Annotated in this window: 12 protein-coding genes; all 12 read right to left on the reverse strand. The window is 34.8% G+C overall.

From position 1 onward, the window contains the following. Window positions 1-30: 30 nt before the first annotated feature. Complete coding sequence (locus ACE939_RS11305; protein WP_378185691.1) at window positions 31-612, reverse strand: heme-copper oxidase subunit III; 582 nt, start codon at window positions 610-612, stop codon at window positions 31-33. Then, the gene (cyoE, locus tag ACE939_RS11310; RefSeq protein WP_378185692.1) at window positions 603-1,514 is read right to left on the reverse strand and encodes a heme o synthase; all 912 of its coding nucleotides are present in this window, start codon (window positions 1,512-1,514) and stop codon (window positions 603-605) included. Before cyoE ends, ACE939_RS11305 begins: the two co-directional genes overlap by 10 nt. Before the next feature lie 276 nt (window positions 1,515-1,790). Continuing rightward, a complete protein-coding gene (locus ACE939_RS11315) occupies window positions 1,791-2,516 on the reverse strand; it encodes an energy transducer TonB (RefSeq protein ID WP_378185693.1) in 726 nt (241 codons plus the stop codon). A gap of 164 nt (window positions 2,517-2,680) precedes the next feature. Further along, complete coding sequence (locus ACE939_RS11320; protein ID WP_378185694.1) at window positions 2,681-3,076, reverse strand: VanZ family protein; 396 nt, start codon at window positions 3,074-3,076, stop codon at window positions 2,681-2,683. Continuing rightward, the gene (gcvH, locus tag ACE939_RS11325; RefSeq protein ID WP_378185695.1) at window positions 3,048-3,428 is read right to left on the reverse strand and encodes a glycine cleavage system protein GcvH; all 381 of its coding nucleotides are present in this window, start codon (window positions 3,426-3,428) and stop codon (window positions 3,048-3,050) included. Before gcvH ends, ACE939_RS11320 begins: the two co-directional genes overlap by 29 nt. Before the next feature lie 87 nt (window positions 3,429-3,515). Then, complete coding sequence (gene sprA, locus ACE939_RS11330) at window positions 3,516-10,673, reverse strand: cell surface protein SprA (protein ID WP_378185696.1); 7,158 nt, start codon at window positions 10,671-10,673, stop codon at window positions 3,516-3,518. A 10-nt stretch (window positions 10,674-10,683) separates the two neighbouring features. Then, window positions 10,684-11,265 carry a Holliday junction branch migration protein RuvA gene (gene ruvA / locus ACE939_RS11335; protein WP_378185697.1) on the reverse strand — a complete coding sequence of 194 codons (582 nt, stop codon included), beginning with the start codon at window positions 11,263-11,265 and terminating at the stop codon, window positions 10,684-10,686. Window positions 11,266-11,399: 134 nt separating this feature from the next. Next, window positions 11,400-13,706 carry an NADP-dependent malic enzyme gene (locus ACE939_RS11340; RefSeq protein WP_378185698.1) on the reverse strand — a complete coding sequence of 769 codons (2,307 nt, stop codon included), beginning with the start codon at window positions 13,704-13,706 and terminating at the stop codon, window positions 11,400-11,402. A gap of 166 nt (window positions 13,707-13,872) precedes the next feature. Then, complete coding sequence (gene queG / locus ACE939_RS11345) at window positions 13,873-14,808, reverse strand: tRNA epoxyqueuosine(34) reductase QueG (RefSeq protein WP_378185699.1); 936 nt, start codon at window positions 14,806-14,808, stop codon at window positions 13,873-13,875. Between the two features lie 42 nt (window positions 14,809-14,850). Further along, on the reverse strand, window positions 14,851-15,873 hold the full coding sequence (ruvB, locus tag ACE939_RS11350) for a Holliday junction branch migration DNA helicase RuvB (protein WP_378185700.1): 1,023 nt from the start codon (window positions 15,871-15,873) through the stop codon (window positions 14,851-14,853). A gap of 224 nt (window positions 15,874-16,097) precedes the next feature. Beyond that, window positions 16,098-16,799: a hypothetical protein gene (locus tag ACE939_RS11355; protein WP_378185701.1), complete on the reverse strand. Its 702-nt coding sequence runs from the start codon at window positions 16,797-16,799 to the stop codon at window positions 16,098-16,100. 112 nt (window positions 16,800-16,911) lie between these two features. Continuing rightward, window positions 16,912-18,726, reverse strand: coding sequence for a cbb3-type cytochrome c oxidase subunit I (locus tag ACE939_RS11360; RefSeq protein ID WP_378185702.1), 1,815 nt, complete (start codon window positions 18,724-18,726; stop codon window positions 16,912-16,914). Between the last annotated feature and the right edge of the window lie 42 nt (window positions 18,727-18,768).

The raw sequence follows: 18,768 nt of genomic DNA on the forward strand, positions 1-18,768 counted from the left end.
TTAAATTTCACACAAAAGTAAGCAATTTTATTATCTAAAGAAATATAAAAACAAAAAGAGGTAGACCCATAAAAAGTCTACAAAATGCCAATACATAGCACCCAGTTCTAAACCAAGGGTTTGAGCGGGCTGGTACTTTTGTTTAAAATGATTATAAATAACAGTAAAAAGTACTAATAACCCTCCTACTACATGCGCAATATGTGTAATTACTATCGCATAGATAAAAGATGTGGTAACCGTCGACTCACTTCCAGTAAAAAAATAACCTTGTGAAATGATATCTTCAAATCCTTTAAACTGAAGAAAAATAAAAAGAATTCCTAGCACTAAAGTTCCTAGTAGAAAACCAGTTGCTATAGCTCTATTTCCTTTTTTTATAGCCTTAATTGAGGAATAAAGAAATAAACTACAAAGAATTACAACCACCGTACTATACATAAATGCAGAAGGAAAAACCAAATCAGACAACCAATCATTTCGACTTTTACTAACAACATATGCACTAGTCAATCCGGCAAATACCATCCCCATACTCACCATTGCAAACCACATCATAGTTTTCTTTGAACGGTTTACTTTTTCTTTTAATGTTCCTTGTGTTAAATCCATGTACGTAATAATTTATCGGCAACATATATAATTTGCAGTAGTGTAATGTACGATACACTTACCAACATTAGCTCTTTAGCAGTTTTTGCATCTCTGTTCTTATACAACCTTAGCGCGTATCTAAGAAAGAGCATCCCTAAGACGAATATTACAATAGCCGAAAACGGCGTGATATACAGGGCTCCAGTAACTCCAAATACAGGAATCAATGAAGTAACTACAGTCCATAGAGTATATACAATAATTTGCGTTGCTGTACTCTTATCTCTTTTACCAGTAGGAAGCATGAAAAAACCTCCTTTTTTATAATCTTCAAATAAAAACCAACCAATAGCCCAGAAATGAGGAAACTGCCAAAAAAATTGAATCATAAAAAGTGTTCCTGGTTCGATCCCAAAATTGTTAGTAGCGGCTACCCAACCCAACATAAAAGGAATCGCTCCTGGTATGGCTCCAACAAATACAGATAGCGGTGTTTTTGTCTTTAAGGGCGTATAAAGACTAACGTAGAAAAAAATTGATATCGCTCCAAACATAGCTGTTTTAGGATTGATAATGTACAATACTGTAATTCCTAAAATTGTAAAAACCGTAGCAATTACAAAAGCCGTACGTACCGACATTCTTCCTGACGGAATAGGTCTGTTCTTAGTCCTATCCATTTTTGCATCCAAATCACGCTCTATAATTTGATTAAAAGCATTTGAAGCTCCAACCATAAAATACCCACCTATTACAAGAAGGACTAGGGTCTGCCATGAAATGGTATCCACTCCTAATAAATAACCAGCTACAGATGAAAAAACCACACTTAATGCTAGACGCATTTTTGTGATTTCTTTAAAATCCTGCACTATGGAAACTTTTGCTGTATCGATCTGGGTTATACTTAAATTTTGCACCTTATGTTATGCTTTTCTTAAAGTTGTGCAAAGATATGCCTTAAAAGCATTTTAGACAACTTATCGTAATGCAATATTCTTCTTTTAACAAGATTGTAATTAGTTAAACTCTTATGACTTACGACTTGCCACATACAAAAATCTTAGAATCTTAAAACACTATCTACATTACATCCCTATGAAGGAATCCAAGAACCTGATTGAACATGTTGTATAATTAAAATCCCGTCTCAGGTACCTGAGACGGGATTTTAATTATTTTGAATGTATTCGTACTTAGTCTTGAACTTGAAAAACTATGGGTAATGAATATAAAACCCCTACAGATTTTCCACGTTGCTTACCTGGAGTCATTTTGGGTAGCATATTTACTACTCTTTGTGCCTCTTTTTCTAGTCGTGGATGTGGACCACGAGCTTGAACACCTACAATGTTACCAGACTTATCAATTTTAAAACGAACATAAATTCTATTAACTCCAGAAAGTCCTAGCTCGCTACCTAGGTCTGTATTAAACTTACGGTTAATAAAAGTCTTAACCTTATCACTCATACATTTTTTCTTAGCATCGTTACCATTTTCTCCTTCACATCCAGGAAAAACAGGTACATTTTCAATTACTGCAAAAGGAACATCTGCTATTACCTCATCTTCTTCTACATCAACTACCTCTTCAACCTCTACGATCTCTTCTTCTTGGTTAGTTTCTGTAGATTCAATTATAGTTTCTTCAACCTCTTCCTCATCCTCAACCACGTCAATAATTTCTGGCGCTGGTGGCGGTGGCGGTGGCGGTGGTGGCACACTCAAATCTTGAGTAATTGGCACATCTTCTTCTTCAAGCTCATCGAGGTCTACTTGACCTATATCGATGTTACTTTTATCATACGTCTTCCACTCTATACCCTGCCAGGTAATAAAAAGCACCAAGATTAGTCCAAGTTGTAAAAACAATGTACTTCTTCTTGTTAAATCTGCTTTAGGATTTTTCTTTGGTTCCATATTACAATGTTATTATAGGGTTGCTAAAATAGCTAAATTCTTTTAACTTTTCCAAGCTACAACTTAATTGTCACTGAAAAATTAAAATTTTTAACATTTATTGATAATTTAAAAATGGTTGCTTAGATCCTATTGACTTATCTATCAATAACCAAAGATAAAATCTATATACTTTCTATCTTTAGTCTTAATACAAACACAAACAATACAGCAATAACAATGCCACTAGTGTTTGCCAATACATCAAATAACTCAACATATCGATATGTCGTAAATATTCCTTGCGCTATTTCCATCAACACCCCATAGCCAAAACAAATCATTGCAGAATATAGTATACTCTTTAAAAAACTATATTTTAATTTTTTAGAAAAATATAAAAATGCAAACCATATACAGGTAAAAACAAAATAAGCTATAGCATGACCTATCTTATCACTGTTTGATAAACTTGAAATAGGGGAACTAATAGTACCCAAGGATAAATAAGTGAGTACTGATGTTGCAGCGAGTACGAGAACAAATAGATTTCTATGCTCCAATAAGTTCCTTATATGCATCAGCGTTCATTAAACCTTCTATTTGAGAAGTGTTAGATATTTTTATCTTAACCATCCAACCAGCACCATAGGGATCACTATTCACAGTCTCGGGATCACTCTCTAAGGCATCATTGTATTCTATGATTTCGCCAGAAAGCGGTAAAAATAAATCTGAAACTGTTTTTACTGCCTCAACGGTACCAAAAACTTCTTCTTGATCCAATGTTTCTCCCACAGTTTCTACTTCAACATAAACGATATCACCTAATTCACTTTGTGCAAAATCGGTGATACCAACTGTAGCAACATCATTTTCAATTTTGATCCATTCGTGATCTTTTGTGTACTTTAATTCTGAAGGAATATTCATTTTACTATAATTTTATTCAATTAATAATATTGGACGAAATTAATTGTATTTTATTTAATAAAATAAAAAATTTTAAAGAAAAACAGATTAGTTTCCAAAATTATAACGAAGTGTAAAACCTCCACGAATCGTTGTTTGAGGAAATGCTGTAGATATCGAGTATGTAGAAAATGTGTGATCATAAAAGAATAAAGCCGTTAGATTCTTACTCAACGCATAATCTGTAGTAAACTTTATTCCGTAAATATCTTGTCCAGCAGTCACCTGCGTGTTATCAACATCCAGATACCGTATAATAGTTTCATTTTGTCGTAGCGATAGATCAGCTCTGAAATTTAAATCACTCTTTATAACCTGTTTTTTTCCTGCAATACGCGTGGTAAAAGTTAAATCGCTTAAGCGATAACCCAATCCAATAATGTATTCATTACCGTTGATCTCTGTCAGTAAATTATTGTCAAAACTCAATGACAATGCCCGATCCTTTTTCCATTCAGCTAAAATTTTGATGGAATTTCGCATCTCCATATCAAGACGCATCAACGGACTAAATTGTTCTGTCAGGTTAACATTTGCATATAACTCTGGATTTTTAAAATTATCAGATTGATCTCTTTCTTCTGGAGCACTCGGATTATAGTCTAAGTTAGTTTGAAATTGATTAATCGTATAATTTGCCCTATAGCCATGCGCCATTGAAAAACGTTTAAAATTTTTCTTAAACCATTTCAAGTTCATTAATCCAGTATATTTTATATCCCAATTAGGCAATGGAGTATCTCTAAAAGCTCCTTTTTGAACATCACTAGCATCTTTTCCAGAGTAGGCTGCCAAGAAAGCTGGTAATAAAACTGCTTGATTTGTTTTACCAAATCCAACTGGGTACCTATAACCATTGCTATCTGCTAATTCTTCAGATTCTCTTGGTATTTCCTGTCCTTGGTAGTGATCTCGAGCTAAACGTTCTGCTATTATTTGACGGTTACTTCTAAATTTTTCGAAAGATTCTGAATTAAATTGATCACTTTTACTAAAAGCCGTCTTAATCAAGAGTGTCGAGATAGTAAAATTACCAAATGTATTAGGCGCTAAAGAAGTATATTCTAAATCTTCATTAATATCAACACGATAACTTTCATTATAGGTTTCAGAATAGTTGCGACTTGCGCTTACATCAATTTTCAAATCCTTAGCCAGATCTACCGTAGCTTGAACATTAAATTGTCTACCTTCAACTTCACTGTACTGTTGATTGAATTCTTGATATAAGGTTAACCAACCATTGCGCGCTGCAAGATCTCTAATTTCGGACTGACTCCCAAAAGTAAAACCAACAGTCGGTTTAAGGGTTCCTGCAAAGCCTGGTGCTCTAAGATATCCAGGCAAAAAGATACCATTATCTTGTTGATAGTTTACATTAATCTTTCGAACCGAGGTCACAAGACCAATTAAGGTGTTATACGCCTTATTACCCACACTTAATTTTCCTTTTTTTGCATTTGGTTTAGCCTTATGATTACTGTCTGCGGTGGATTGCCCAACCTGCTTATTTTTATTATCCTTATTTCCTTTCTTTTTATTTGATTTTACCTTGGTAAGACCAACATATTTATAAAAAGATCGCATATCCAACGACCCGTTTACTGTATGAACATTTGCATTTTGAATAGTATTACCTAAATCTGGTATGTCGTCCAATGTATTGAAAACCTCGCTACCCTTGGTCCATTGAAAATCACCAGTATATGAATAAGTAGTTCTTAAAAACTTGAAAATTGGAATTTTATTAAGAGGTATTTCATAATTTACTTGCAGTTGCTGGCTATGGGTATTTGGATCTCCTATGTCTAAGAAACCACTCCATAAACCTACAGAATTATCTACAGCATTAGTTTCTTCATCAATAAAATTCTTTACAATTCTGTTATTTGCAGAAGTAAAACTAAAATTAAGTGATTTTGTAAGATTATGATTAACACCATACTGCCAATCAAACAAATAATTACGCTGATACAAAGGGTCAATACCTATACTTTCTTCTGTTAAAGTAATATCGCGAAATGTTTGCTTATTAAATTGACGATTTATATTCGAATTTACTGAAATACTAGTTGGAAGTAAATTAAAATTAAAATCCTTTAGCAAATCAAAATATTTACTTTTACCCAAAAACTTCACCTGTTTAAGTGGCGTGATTTCTTTAGGCTGAAAACTAAAGTCATAAGTTCCTCCAACACGTACATTTTGATCAATTGAACGTTCGATCTCGTAATCACGGTGATCGGTTTGATTATATGTACCAGAAAACGCTAAATTTTCTACATCATAGGGCATAGGTTTAGCATCACCAGTTCGCTCTTTTCTTAATCCGATAACACTGAAACTTTGTCGCTTGGTATAATTAGTATTGACATTAAGAATAGAATCTCGCGCTTGTTCTGAAACCGCATTATCCAAATTTGATTCTAGCTCTAAATCCTCAAAAAAGTTATCAAATTGAGGAGTAATCAACTCTTCACCTCGACTATAATTAAAAGGTATCTGAATTCCCCACTTTTTTGGCAACAACTGCCCTACGTTTACATTTGTAGTTAAATCATATTGCTTATGGTCTTCTCGACTTCGTTCATTTGGGCCTTGCTCAATACTACCAAATCCAATCGTACTCATTTTTCCTGAAGCACTCATGGTTGCAAAATCAGCAATGTTTGCATCTACACTACCCACTGCTGCCCAACCACCTTGATTTTTAAGATCACTAAGACGCATTTCGTTAAACCAAACCGTTCCTGATTGCGTTTCACCGCTTTCATTCTTAACTCCAACCATCATAACTCGTATATTACCATAGCTAGGATTTCCTTTAATACCGGCACGTAAATTAGTTCCTTCTACATTAAATAAATTAAGTTGATTATTTTGAAAACCGCTACCACTAGCAAAAACTCTTGCTTTGATATCTTGTAATGCTGATAAAGGTAAATTTAACCTATTAGCCTCTGGCCAAACAAGGTCTTCAGCCTTATCATTTCGTGATGACACCTTTAAGGGGATTTCAATTTGATAAAAATTATCTGTAAAATCATTACCCATTCTTACAAACGCAGTTAAATCATTATCACCTAATGTATTGTTGCTAGGTACATTTTCTGCATGTAAAAACATTTCTAAATTCTCATATTGGCGCATATCAACATTAAAGTTTTTGTACACGCCCCTTGCATCATTGTTTTGCAACCCATTAACCGTAAGAGCCAAGGCTTGCTCATCTTCACGTATGGTAGTATTATTGTTTAAAAGTTCTTCACGTTCAACACCTGGCGGTGTAGTATAGTTGACAGTTTGTTCTTCACTTACAGAGGTAACAATGATTTCACTATTGCCAAATACATTTAAACCGCTGGTGGGATCATTTGTGGTATTCCCTATTTGTGTGTAACGTCTATAATCTCCACGGACTAAATCTAACGTACCAAAACGAAGAATAGTTTGTTGCTCAAAATTTGTCAAAAATAAGCGCATAAATCGAATGGATCTAAAATCGCTAATATTAAATGCCTGCGTTGGTTCGTAGATAGGTACTTTAAAACGAACCCATCTAGTTTTTAAGCGTTGCCCATTCAAAACCTCTATTTCATCCTCTCGAACATCTGTAATGTAATTTGTATTATTATCTAAACCTACATCCATACCTGGAAAGATGGGGATTTCATATTGATAATAACTATTAATGGTATTCATAGTATTATCTCTATTGATATCTTCGGCTGTAGGAAAAGTAGTATTACCACGATTATCATCTGTTACTTCGGTTGGAGAATTTCCTTCGATTCCATTATAATCCAGGTAACGCTCTAAAATATCTCCCTCTGCTTGTAAAAAATAGGTATAGTTATCTCCAGCGGGATCTGCTAGACTACTATAATCTCTAAATTCATCCTTTGTTTTTTCATCACTATCACCTAACCCATCAAATCCTACATCTTGATTTGATCTAGCTTGTCCTTCGGTATCAAAAGCGTAAATTAAGGACTGATTCACAGGAACTCGACCATAATCTGTTGTCACGGTAGCGTTTTCTAGATTATTTGCTGGTAGACCGTTCTCATATTGTTTTCTTCCATCTGCCAAGACATCCTCACTAATATTCCCCAAATTAAAAACGATTGTACCTCCAGGATTTGTTTGATCATCAATGAATGGGTCCATCAACCAAAACTCAATAAACTCAACATTGGATTGTTCAAAATTAGTAGACGTTAGCTGTCTTGTTATTCCGCCAAAATTCCCTCTTGGATCTGGCTTTGCACTTGTGCTGTTTGGTGCATACGCAGGATTAAAATTGTAAGGGCCTCGTACAGTAGGGTTGTATTGCAAATCCAGTGTAAAGAGCGCCAAAGTTTGCCCTTGAACAATATCTGTATCTGGAAAAATTTCATTATTAAATACACGACGCGTAGCATTAGAAGCCAAATCTTGATCAGAAATACCGCTAGGCCTACCACCACTGTAAAAAACAGGGTCAATTGTATACCACGCTAATTTTGATCTCTTATAACCCGTAGCCAAGACTTCACTTGGATTCGCAGGATTTATAGGACTATTCTCAAAACCTAAGGGAACGCTTGATAGTTCCCAAGAGATTGGTGAAGAGACATCAATCATAGTTTGTGCTCCTTCAAAATCGTCAATATAGGTAGTAACTTTTCCATTAAAATCAGCTCCTTTGGGTGCTCCTGCAATTAAATAGGCTCCTTCTCCACGAATAGACACATTAGAAGGGACGTCGGTATCGATGTTGGGTAACTTATTAACCATTCTTGTTAGTAAAGGTACCTCTGTAGCATAATTAAAGTTAAAACCTAGCACTGTATTATTAATGGGCTCATAACTGTAACTAGATTTTTGAGTGATGGGTCGTTCATTTAAGTTTAGGTACGTACCACTAACCAGAAGTTTATCACTAAATTTATGTTCAATGTTCAATCCAGTAAAACGTTTGGTCTGTTGCCCAAAAACAGCATTATTTTCTGTAGAAACTTGAATTGGAGTGTTTGATGCTAAAAGTGCTTCATCCAAAATATTCACTCGTCCTAACTGATAATTTACTGTATAATCAACACCTTCTTGTAGAACGCGGCCACCTGCCGTAACAGTTACCGATCCTTGTGGCACATTAAATGCTCCTAAAGGGATTCCCCCCTGACCAGAAGATTTATATCTTCCTTTTAATTGAAAATAATTCTTATTAGCTGCTTGCTGCTCCGCAGCAACTTTAGTTTGTGTATACAGTTCTCTAAATACATATTGTTTTTGATTAGGATTGTATGTCTCTGGATTGCTATAGCTTGAAGTAGATGCGCCATTTTCTAATTTATTAAACAAATGACTCCCAAAAGGTTCTACGGTGGTAAAAACAATTCTACCATTCTCGGTATCGACAGTGATACCAGGAACGTAGTCAAAAAAACCATCTCCACCTGCTACTGGATCATTATTTGGGTTAAGTCGATCCAAATTAAATACTTTAAGTAAAGTTGTTTGAGCAACATCGTCGGGCAGTGTTGTTCCCTCTACTGGTCGTATAAAGTTAACTGGTGATGGACTGGTATACAAGATATTTAATCTAAAATCATTTTGTTCTAAACGAAATGCACCAGTACTGTATATATTCTTCATCATCAAATCCCAAACAGGACGGTTGATATTGACAATAGAACTCTTAAGCATTTTTACCACCAAGTTTTGGCTAGACCCAGCATCATCTGGAGAAGCAGTACTTTCACCTACCGTAGCTTCTACACCGCCACCATTTGCAAATTCACCTACTTGATACACTTTATTACCAACTGTATATTGAAAAGCAATCGCTAAAACCTCGTCATTATTAAGTCTTTGGTTTAGAGATATATACCCCAATTGCGGATGTACTGTATATTCATTGGGGCTTAATTGTCGGGCATTTTCTAAAGTTACATAATCAAAGCCCTCTTGAAATCCTGAAATTGCTCCTCTAAAACTCTGATTTACTGTAGCAGCTTGTCGTATCGCTGTGGTTATAGGACCAGTCCCGCCTATTGCTAGTGGGTCTAAGTCATTATTATTATTATTTGGAAAAGCTCCTAGGGTTGTATTAAAAAGCGATGCAGGAATTGTCGAGTTACCTTGAGTGGGGCCCTCTCCTAAATCCTCGAGTGCTACAATGTTACGAGCATTTGATATATTCTGAGAACTCGTAGCTCTATTCGTTATCCAAACTTCGGTACGTGTGATTTGTATGTTACTATTAATAAAAGGGTAACTACGTAATGCCTGATCATAAGAATCTCTAAAATAATGTGCTAAAAAAAAGTGTCTATTCTCGTCATAATCCAATGCAAAAAACTCAAAATCTTCTACAGTTCCTCCTCCTTCTACGTTCACTGATTTTGTCTCAGATCGTTGTTCTGAAAAAACTCCAGTTATCGTAGTTTTCCCGAACTGTAGCCCCATTTTGACTCCAAAAAGACTTTGCGCACCCTGAATCAAAGAACTATTTAACGGCATGCTTACATTACCAACTTCTATACTTTGAATAATATCGTCTTCTGTTGGGGTGTATTCAAGTTTTAATTGATTCTGAAAGTCAAAAGTTGACTCTGTATCATAATTTGCTGTAATCTGAAGACGTGTTCCGATCTTACCTAATAAACTAAGACTTATTCGCTGATCAAAATCAAAAGTGAAGTTACTTCTATTACGAGGAGAAAATGCTGGATTATCCTGTTTTGTATAAAGCATTCCCAAATCCATCTCAACAGAACCTTGCGGAACTATTTCTATCTCATTACCTCCAAAAATTGATTCGAAAAAATTTGAATTGACATAAAAAACAGGAAGCAAGTTTTTTCGTTTTTCCTCACTACCTTCTTTTTTACCACTAAAAGCATCGATTTTATCTTTGAAATACAATCGACGTTGCTCTTCATCAACAAGCTCTTCATATTCTTCGGGTGTTAAAAAACGTGGGTATCGTACATTAAACTGACCCAACATTTCCCTATAAATATATCGATTTGTAACAGGATCAAATTCATATTTGGATACGATACTATTAGGGTCATTAAGTGCAATACGCCCCAAAGAGAAAGTGGTACTTGTAGAATCCCTAATAGTTTCGGTTTCTTGACCAAACACTATACCCGTATATGCTAGTAGTATCCAGGCAAATCGTTTAAAAAAACTAACATGTAAATTCTTAAACACTCTCAATGTTTTATAATTTTTTTAAAGCTTGCTTTATGATGTTTTCAACTGTTTCCTGTGGAGCTTCTTTAAGTACACGATCGATAGCTTTTTCTGCAAGTTTTCTATTAAATCCTAGGGTTTCTAAAGCAGATAACGCTTCATCTTTATTTGTATTGCTTTGTGAAACAGAAACTTCATCCAAATTATAAACTTTAAGAATTTTATCTTTAAGATCTATGATCACTCGCTGCGCAGTTTTAGCACCAATTCCCTTGATAGATTGAATTGTAGCTACATCACTTGATGCTATTGCTTCTTTAACACGATCGGGATCTAAAGAGGATAGCATGGTTCTTGCAATACTTGCCCCAATTCCAGAAACTGAGATCAAAAGTCTGAAAATTTCACGTTCACTTTTTTGATGAAAGCCATATAAAGTGTGAGCATCCTCTTTGATTTGAAGATGGGTATATAATTGAATCACTTCTCCTTCTGGCAATAAGGAATAGGTATGTAATGATATATGTAGTAAATACCCAACACCGTTGCAATCAATAACAACATCAGTAGGATTTTTCTCTACCAGTTTCCCTCTCAGGTGTGTAATCATTATATTATTTTATAGTTATCGAACCAAATGTAATAAAATTAATCGTCAAAAGTAATGATTAACCAAGAATGAGTAAGTCCTGTTGATTTTACTCATTTGTTACTAGCAGCTATTGAAAAAATCTTTTTTTCCTATTACGAATTTGTCGATAGTTCGTGAGAACGCTCTCTCTTTTCCTTTTCCTGAGCATCGATCACAGCTACCGCGGCCATATTCACTATCTCTTCGACACTGGCTCCTAATTGCAGTATATGTACAGGTTTGCGCATTCCCATCATTATAGGACCAATTGATTCTGAGTTATTAACTTCTTTAAGTAGCTTATATGTACTATTCGCCGAATCCAAATTTGGAAAAACAAGGGTATTTACTTTTTGTCCATTTAATTTTGAAAATGGAAATTTCGCTTTTCTCATCTTTCGATTAAGAGCAAAATCCATTTGTAACTCTCCATCAACCAATAATTCTGGATAGTATCTGTGCAGATAGGAAACGGCTTCTTTAACTTTTGAAGCGTTGGGATGTTTGGACGAGCCAAAATTAGCGTAAGAAATCATAGCCATAACAGGTGTGATTCCAAACATTTCTACTGTTTTGGCAGTCATATGAGCAATTTTTGCCATTTCTTTTGCACTAGGGTCTATATTGATAGAGGTATCACTTATAAACAACGGACCTTTATTTGTCATCATAACATTCAAAGTTGCAATACGCGTAGCGCCTCTTGCTAAGCCAACAAGTTCTAGCATAGGTTTTACTACAGAAGGATAGCTTCTCGAATATCCCGAAAGTAGTGCATCTGCGTCACCTTCATTCACCATCATTGCTGCAAAATAATTACGCTCTCGCATTAATTTTTCAGCATCATATAAGGTAATTCCTTTACGATTATTGGCTTCCCAATATTTTTTTGCATACCTGTTTTTACGATCGATTTCTTCATCAGCTTTTGGATCAATAATGGTAATATCGTCTGGATTAAAATCGAGTTCGACCATGAGTTCCAAAATAATATCTTTGCGACCTAGTAAGATAGGGTAAGCAATTCCTTCTTCCATAACAGTTTGCGCAGCTTTCAAAACATCTAAATGATCTGCTTCTGCAAAAACAACTTTTTTTGGATTTGTTCTGGCTCTATCCAAAAGTAATCGTACAAGTTTGTTATCATTACCCATTCGCTCCAGTAACTCATCCTCATACTTTTCCCAATCATGAATTGGTTCGGTCGCCACACCACTGTCCATTGCCGCTTTGGCAACTGCTGGAGGTACTTTTGCAATTAATCTGGGATCAAAAGGCTTAGGAATAATATAGTCACGACCAAAATTTAAACGTGTTTCTCCATAGGCGATATTAACTTGTTCGGGAACAGGCTCTTTGGCCAAAGCTGCCAGTGCCTTTACTGCGGCCATTTTCATCTCTTCGTTGATTGAAGTAGCGCGTACATCTAGCGCACCTCTAAAGATAAAAGGAAAGCCTAAAACATTGTTTACTTGATTAGGATTATCGCTTCTACCTGTAGCCATAATAAGATCTGCACGTGTTTGAATGGCTAGATTATAATCTATCTCGGGGTCTGGATTTGCCATAGCAAAAACTATTGGATCATTTGCCATAGAAAGTAGCATCTCTTGAGTGACAAGATTAGCCATTGATAAACCAACAAAAACATCGGCATTGATCATTGCATCTTCTAAAGAATGTAAATCTCTTGATGTAGCAAATTCGGTTTTCTCTGAGGTTAGATTCTCTCTATCTTTACGAATAACACCCTTACTATCGGTCATTACAATATTTTCGGGAGCTGTTCCTAAAGCTTTGTATAAGCGTGTACACGAAATTGCCGCTGCACCCGCCCCACTAATTACAATTTTTGCTTCTTCAATTTTTTTATTAGTGATCTCAAGAGCGTTCAATAACGCTGCTGCAGAAATGATAGCAGTCCCATGTTGATCATCATGCATTACAGGGATATCAAGCTCTTCTTTAAGGCGTCTTTCTATCTCAAAAGCTTCTGGCGCTTTGATATCTTCTAAGTTAATTCCTCCAAAAGTTGGGGCTATGTTTTTGACGGTTTGTATAAACGCTTCGACGTCTTTGGTGTCTACTTCAATATCAAAAACGTCGATATCAGCAAAAATTTTAAATAGTAAACCTTTCCCTTCCATCACAGGTTTTGAGGCTTCTGGTCCAATATCACCAAGTCCTAACACAGCAGTTCCGTTAGAAATTACTGCTACCAAATTACCCTTAGCAGTATATCGGTATACGTTTGAAATATCTTTCTCTATCTCTAAACAAGGCTCTGCAACACCAGGAGAATAAGCTAACGAAAGATCTCGTTGTGTGGCATACTTTTTTGTAGGTACCACCTTTATTTTACCTGGGGTAGGTTTGGCATGATATATTAAAGCTTCTCTTCGTTTACTTTCGATACTCATAGTCTATATTATTTATTACTAGATAGTATATCTTTTATTTATATGTTCTATTTCATCAATAGTTAAATACCATTTGTATAATAACTAATACCATTTAAAAATGGAATAGACAAAGGTACAAGTCTCAATGAGATGTCATAATGAAAATAGGTATTCTTTGAATCGTTCATGAGTTTCCTTTTAAAAAGTCAATATTACGCTGTAATCCAGAAAATTTAGTTCGTTTTACTGCAGATTTTTGAAAAACTTTTGAAAAAACCTCCTGTGTAATTTCTTCCCAATCTTTCTTGGTCATTTCAAGCAGCTCTGGTTTAGGGTTAAAAAGAGGCTCTTGATGTGGTTTTGAAAAACGATTCCAAGGACAGACGTCTTGGCAAACATCACAACCAAAGGCCCAATTATCCATACTGTTTTGAAATTCACTTGGCAAAGCTTCTTTCAATTCGATTGTTAAATATGAGATACACTTACTCCCATCCACTACATAAGGATCAACGATTGCTTGCGTAGGGCAAGCGTCTATACATTTGGTGCAAGATCCACAGTGATCGGTTGTTTTACTGTCATAAGCTACTTCTAAATCAATTATAAGTTCTGCAATAAAATAGAAAGAACCTACCTTTTGCGTTATTAAGTTACTATTTTTACCGATCCAGCCCAAACCACTTTTGGCTGCCCATGCTTTATCAAGTACCGGTGCTGAATCTACAAAAGCCCTTCCTTTTATCTCTCCTATATTTTCTGTAATAAACTGTGTAAGTTCTTTTAATTTTGATTTTATAACGTGATGATAATCTTGACCGTATGCATATTTAGAAATTTTGGGAGCATTTGGATCATGTTGTTGTTGAGATGGAAAATAATTTAACAAAAGTGATACCACACTTTTAGCATCATCAACCAGTAGCGTAGGATCCAATCTTTTGTCAAAATGATGTTCCATGTAACGCATCTCACCATTCATGTTTTTGGTAAGCCAACGCTCTAAACGGGGTGCTTCTTCCTCCAAAAATTCGGCTTTACTAATACCACATGATAAAAAGCCCAAGCGTTCTGCCTCTGCTTTAATCATCTCAGAATATTTAACTTTTGAAGAATTCATTGGATATACCTACTTGTTATTTAGTAGGTAACTTTTAACTTATTAAAAAAGCCCTCCTTGTACACCACCTTTATTACGACCCAAATGTTGATAGGCAGCTTCGGTCACTTCTCTACCTCTTGGTGTTCTCATAATAAATCCTTGTTGAATTAGAAAAGGCTCGTATACCTCTTCAATAGTTTCTGCACTTTCGCTAACTGCTGTTGCCAAAGTAGTTATCCCAACTGGTCCGCCTTTAAACTTATCTATAAGGGTAAGTAATATTTTATTATCCATTTCGTCTAAGCCGTGTGCATCCACATTTAAGGCCTTTAATGCAAACCGTGAAATATCGATATCAATTGTACCATTGCCTTTAATTTGAGCAAAATCCCGAACTCTACGCAACAACGCATTGGCAATCCGCGGGGTTCCTCTGCTACGACCGGCGATTTCTATTGCAGCCTCAATGGATATTGGAACATTTAAAATTGTTGCACTACGTTCTACAATCGTAGATAATAATTCTGTCGTATAATATTGTAAACGTGATTGTATCCCAAATCGCGCTCTCATGGGCGCAGTTAATAGCCCTGATCGTGTAGTGGCACCGACCAAAGTAAATGGATTTAGGTTAATTTGAACCGTACGTGCATTAGGACCGCTCTCAATCATTATATCGATTTTGTAATCCTCCATTGCAGAATATAAGTACTCTTCTACTATCGGACTTAATCTATGAATTTCATCTATGAAAAGAACATCTCGATCGTCTAAATTTGTCAAAAGCCCTGCTAAATCCCCAGGTTTATCCAATACTGGTCCTGAAGTAACTTTAATTCCTACACCCAATTCACTTGCCAAAATATGAGCCAAAGTAGTCTTACCCAGACCAGGAGGGCCATGAAATAAAGTATGATCTAATGCTTCCTCCCGTTGATTGGCTGCTTGTACAAATATTTGTAAATTTTCTAATACCTGATCCTGACCTGCAAAATCTCCAAAAGACAAAGGCCTTAGAGCTCTTTCGATATCTAATTCATCATTTGAAAAATTATCTGCTGAAGGATCGAGATTTTGATTCATAAATAGCTAATCTTATAGTTTCTGACTTGTTAATAACAAAGATAACATACTAATTCATAAAACTACTTTTCATTTGCTTTTTAAGTATGCTTAAAACTAGAACAAACTAATAGCTACGTAAACAATTAAATTAACTAGAAGAAGATAAATTTTTATGACAATACACAACCCAATTTGTATAGTGGTGTCACAATCTAACACAACTAATACACTAAATTACTGTTTTAAAAAAAAGCAGGCGTATCAGATTTATCAATGTAACTAGCAGCTATTAAAAATTTAAGATAAAACAACATCGCTACCACATCGGTTGAATAAATAACTGCGTCCAAAATAGAATTATTATAATAAAGCTCTTGTACAGGAAGCATTGCATTGACCAAAATGCAACAAATTGCTGCGATTAAGACATAATAAGCATGAGAATATTGATTACGAATATAAATAACAAAACAACTAGCTAAATAATAAAATAAAGATCCTATTATTAGGATGGCGAATCCGATTGAATTTCTAAGGTTATTTAATACCAAACTAAAAATTGAAAATGTTAGATATAATATAAGAAACATACCAATAAAGACAGAAGGGGTAAATACTTCTTTATATCTAAAATTACGTATAGAAATATAGGGCAATAATACATATGAACTTAAAATATAATATAAAGGGAGTAGAATGCCTATTATATTGAAATAACGATCAAAATCACTTAAAACCAAAATATCATTGATTATTATTATCGAAATAATAAAAAGATATAGAGAACTAACTTGCTCTCTATTTTCATAGTAAATCCAAATAAGAGCTATCGAAGAAATGGTCTTTACAGGAATTAATTCATAATTACCAAAAAACAATCCAACAAAGAACACCAGTAGGATGGATAAATAACAAAAAAAATATGCGAGAGATAGGGATTTCAAAAGGGGCGAGCAATTATACTAGTATAGTAGTAAGTTGAAAAATTTTAGAGTTATGATCAAAAAAGCCTTTTCATAATTATGAAAAGGCTTTTTTACTATATTTAATAAAGTGCTAATGATGCATTTCTTCTTCATCGACCTGTAAAGGGGTGATTTGACTAATAAAATCCTGTCCAGCAATAACATACTCTCCATTTTCTTTAGTCTTACTATAATCATAAGGCCATCGATAAACAATTGGCAACGCACCTGGCCAGTTACCGTGAATATGCTCCACAGGTGTTGTCCACTCTAGAGTATTTGATTTCCAAGGGTTCTGTACTGCCTTTTTACCATAAAACATAGAACTGATGAAATTGTATAAAAACACTAATTGAGCAGAAGCAGTGATTAGAGCGAATACTGTAATTAAAATATTTGTATCAGCTAAATCATCAAAATATGGGAAATTTGAGTTAGTATAATAACGTCTTGGTAATCCAGCCATACCAATAAAATGCATTGGAAAAAATACTCCATAAGCACCAATTGCAGTCACCCAAAAATGAATGTAACCTAGATTTTTATTCATCATTCTACCATACATCTTCGGAAACCAATGATAAACACCAGCAAACAATCCATACAATGCTGAAATACCCATTACAAGGTGAAAATGCGCAACCACAAAGTAAGTATCGTGAACATTAATATCTAATGTACTATCACCTAAGATAATACCAGTTAATCCTCCTGTTATAAAAGTTGATACAAGACCGATAGAAAATAACATTGATGGATTAAGTTGCAAATTACCTTTCCAAAGTGTAGTAATATAATTAAAAGCCTTTACTGCTGATGGAATTGCAATTAATAAAGTCGTAAACGTAAATACAGAACCTAGAAAAGGATTCATACCTGATACAAACATATGGTGACCCCATACAATCGTAGATAAAAATGCTATCGCCAAAATTGATGCAACCATAGCGCGATATCCAAAAATTGGTTTACGTGCATTTGTAGCAATAATTTCAGATGTAATTCCTAATGCTGGTAAAAGAACAATATAAACCTCTGGATGCCCAAGAAACCAAAATAAATGTTCAAAAAGAACAGGTGATCCACCTTGGTTATGTAAAACCTCTCCCTGTATATAAATGTCGCTTAAGAAAAATGATGTTCCAAAACTTCTATCCATTATAAGTAATAATGCCGCAGACAACAATACTGGAAACGAAACAACTCCAATAATTGCAGTTACAAAAAATGCCCAAATAGTTAATGGTAATCTTGTCATTGACATTCCTACAGTACGCAAATTGATAACAGTTACTACATAATTAAGAGACCCTAATAAAGAAGATGCAATAAAAATAGCCATAGAAACTAACCAAAGTGTCATCCCAGTACCAGAACCACCTATTGCTTGAGGCAATGCACTTAATGGTGGATAAATAGTCCAACCTGCAGAGGCAGGACCTGCTTCAGCAAATAAGGACAATACCATAATAATACTGCTCAAGAAAAATAACCAATAAGAAACCATATTAAGGAATCCCGACGCCATATCACGTGCACCGATTTGTAAAGGTATAAGCAAATTACTAAAAGTACCACTCAATCCTGCAGTCAATACAAAGAAAACCATTATTGTACCATGAATAGTTACTAACGCTAAGTATATACTGGGATCCATAATACCATCCGTACCAAATTTACCAAGTAATACTTCGTAAATAGTAAACTGATGATCTGGCCAAGCTAACTGCATTCTAAATAACAAAGACATTGCAATACCTATAATCCCCATAATAAGTCCGGTGATCAAATACTGCTTAGAAATCATTTTATGATCCTGGCTAAATATGTATTTTGTAATAAAAGTTTCCTTGTGATGATGTCCGTGATCATCTCCATGATCATGTACGTTTGCTATTGCTGACATATCGCTATTTTTTTTAATAAAATATATAAATTTTTCTTTTTC

It is taken from the genome of Aquimarina rhodophyticola, assembly GCF_042434915.1.
Lineage (GTDB): Bacteria > Bacteroidota > Bacteroidia > Flavobacteriales > Flavobacteriaceae > Aquimarina.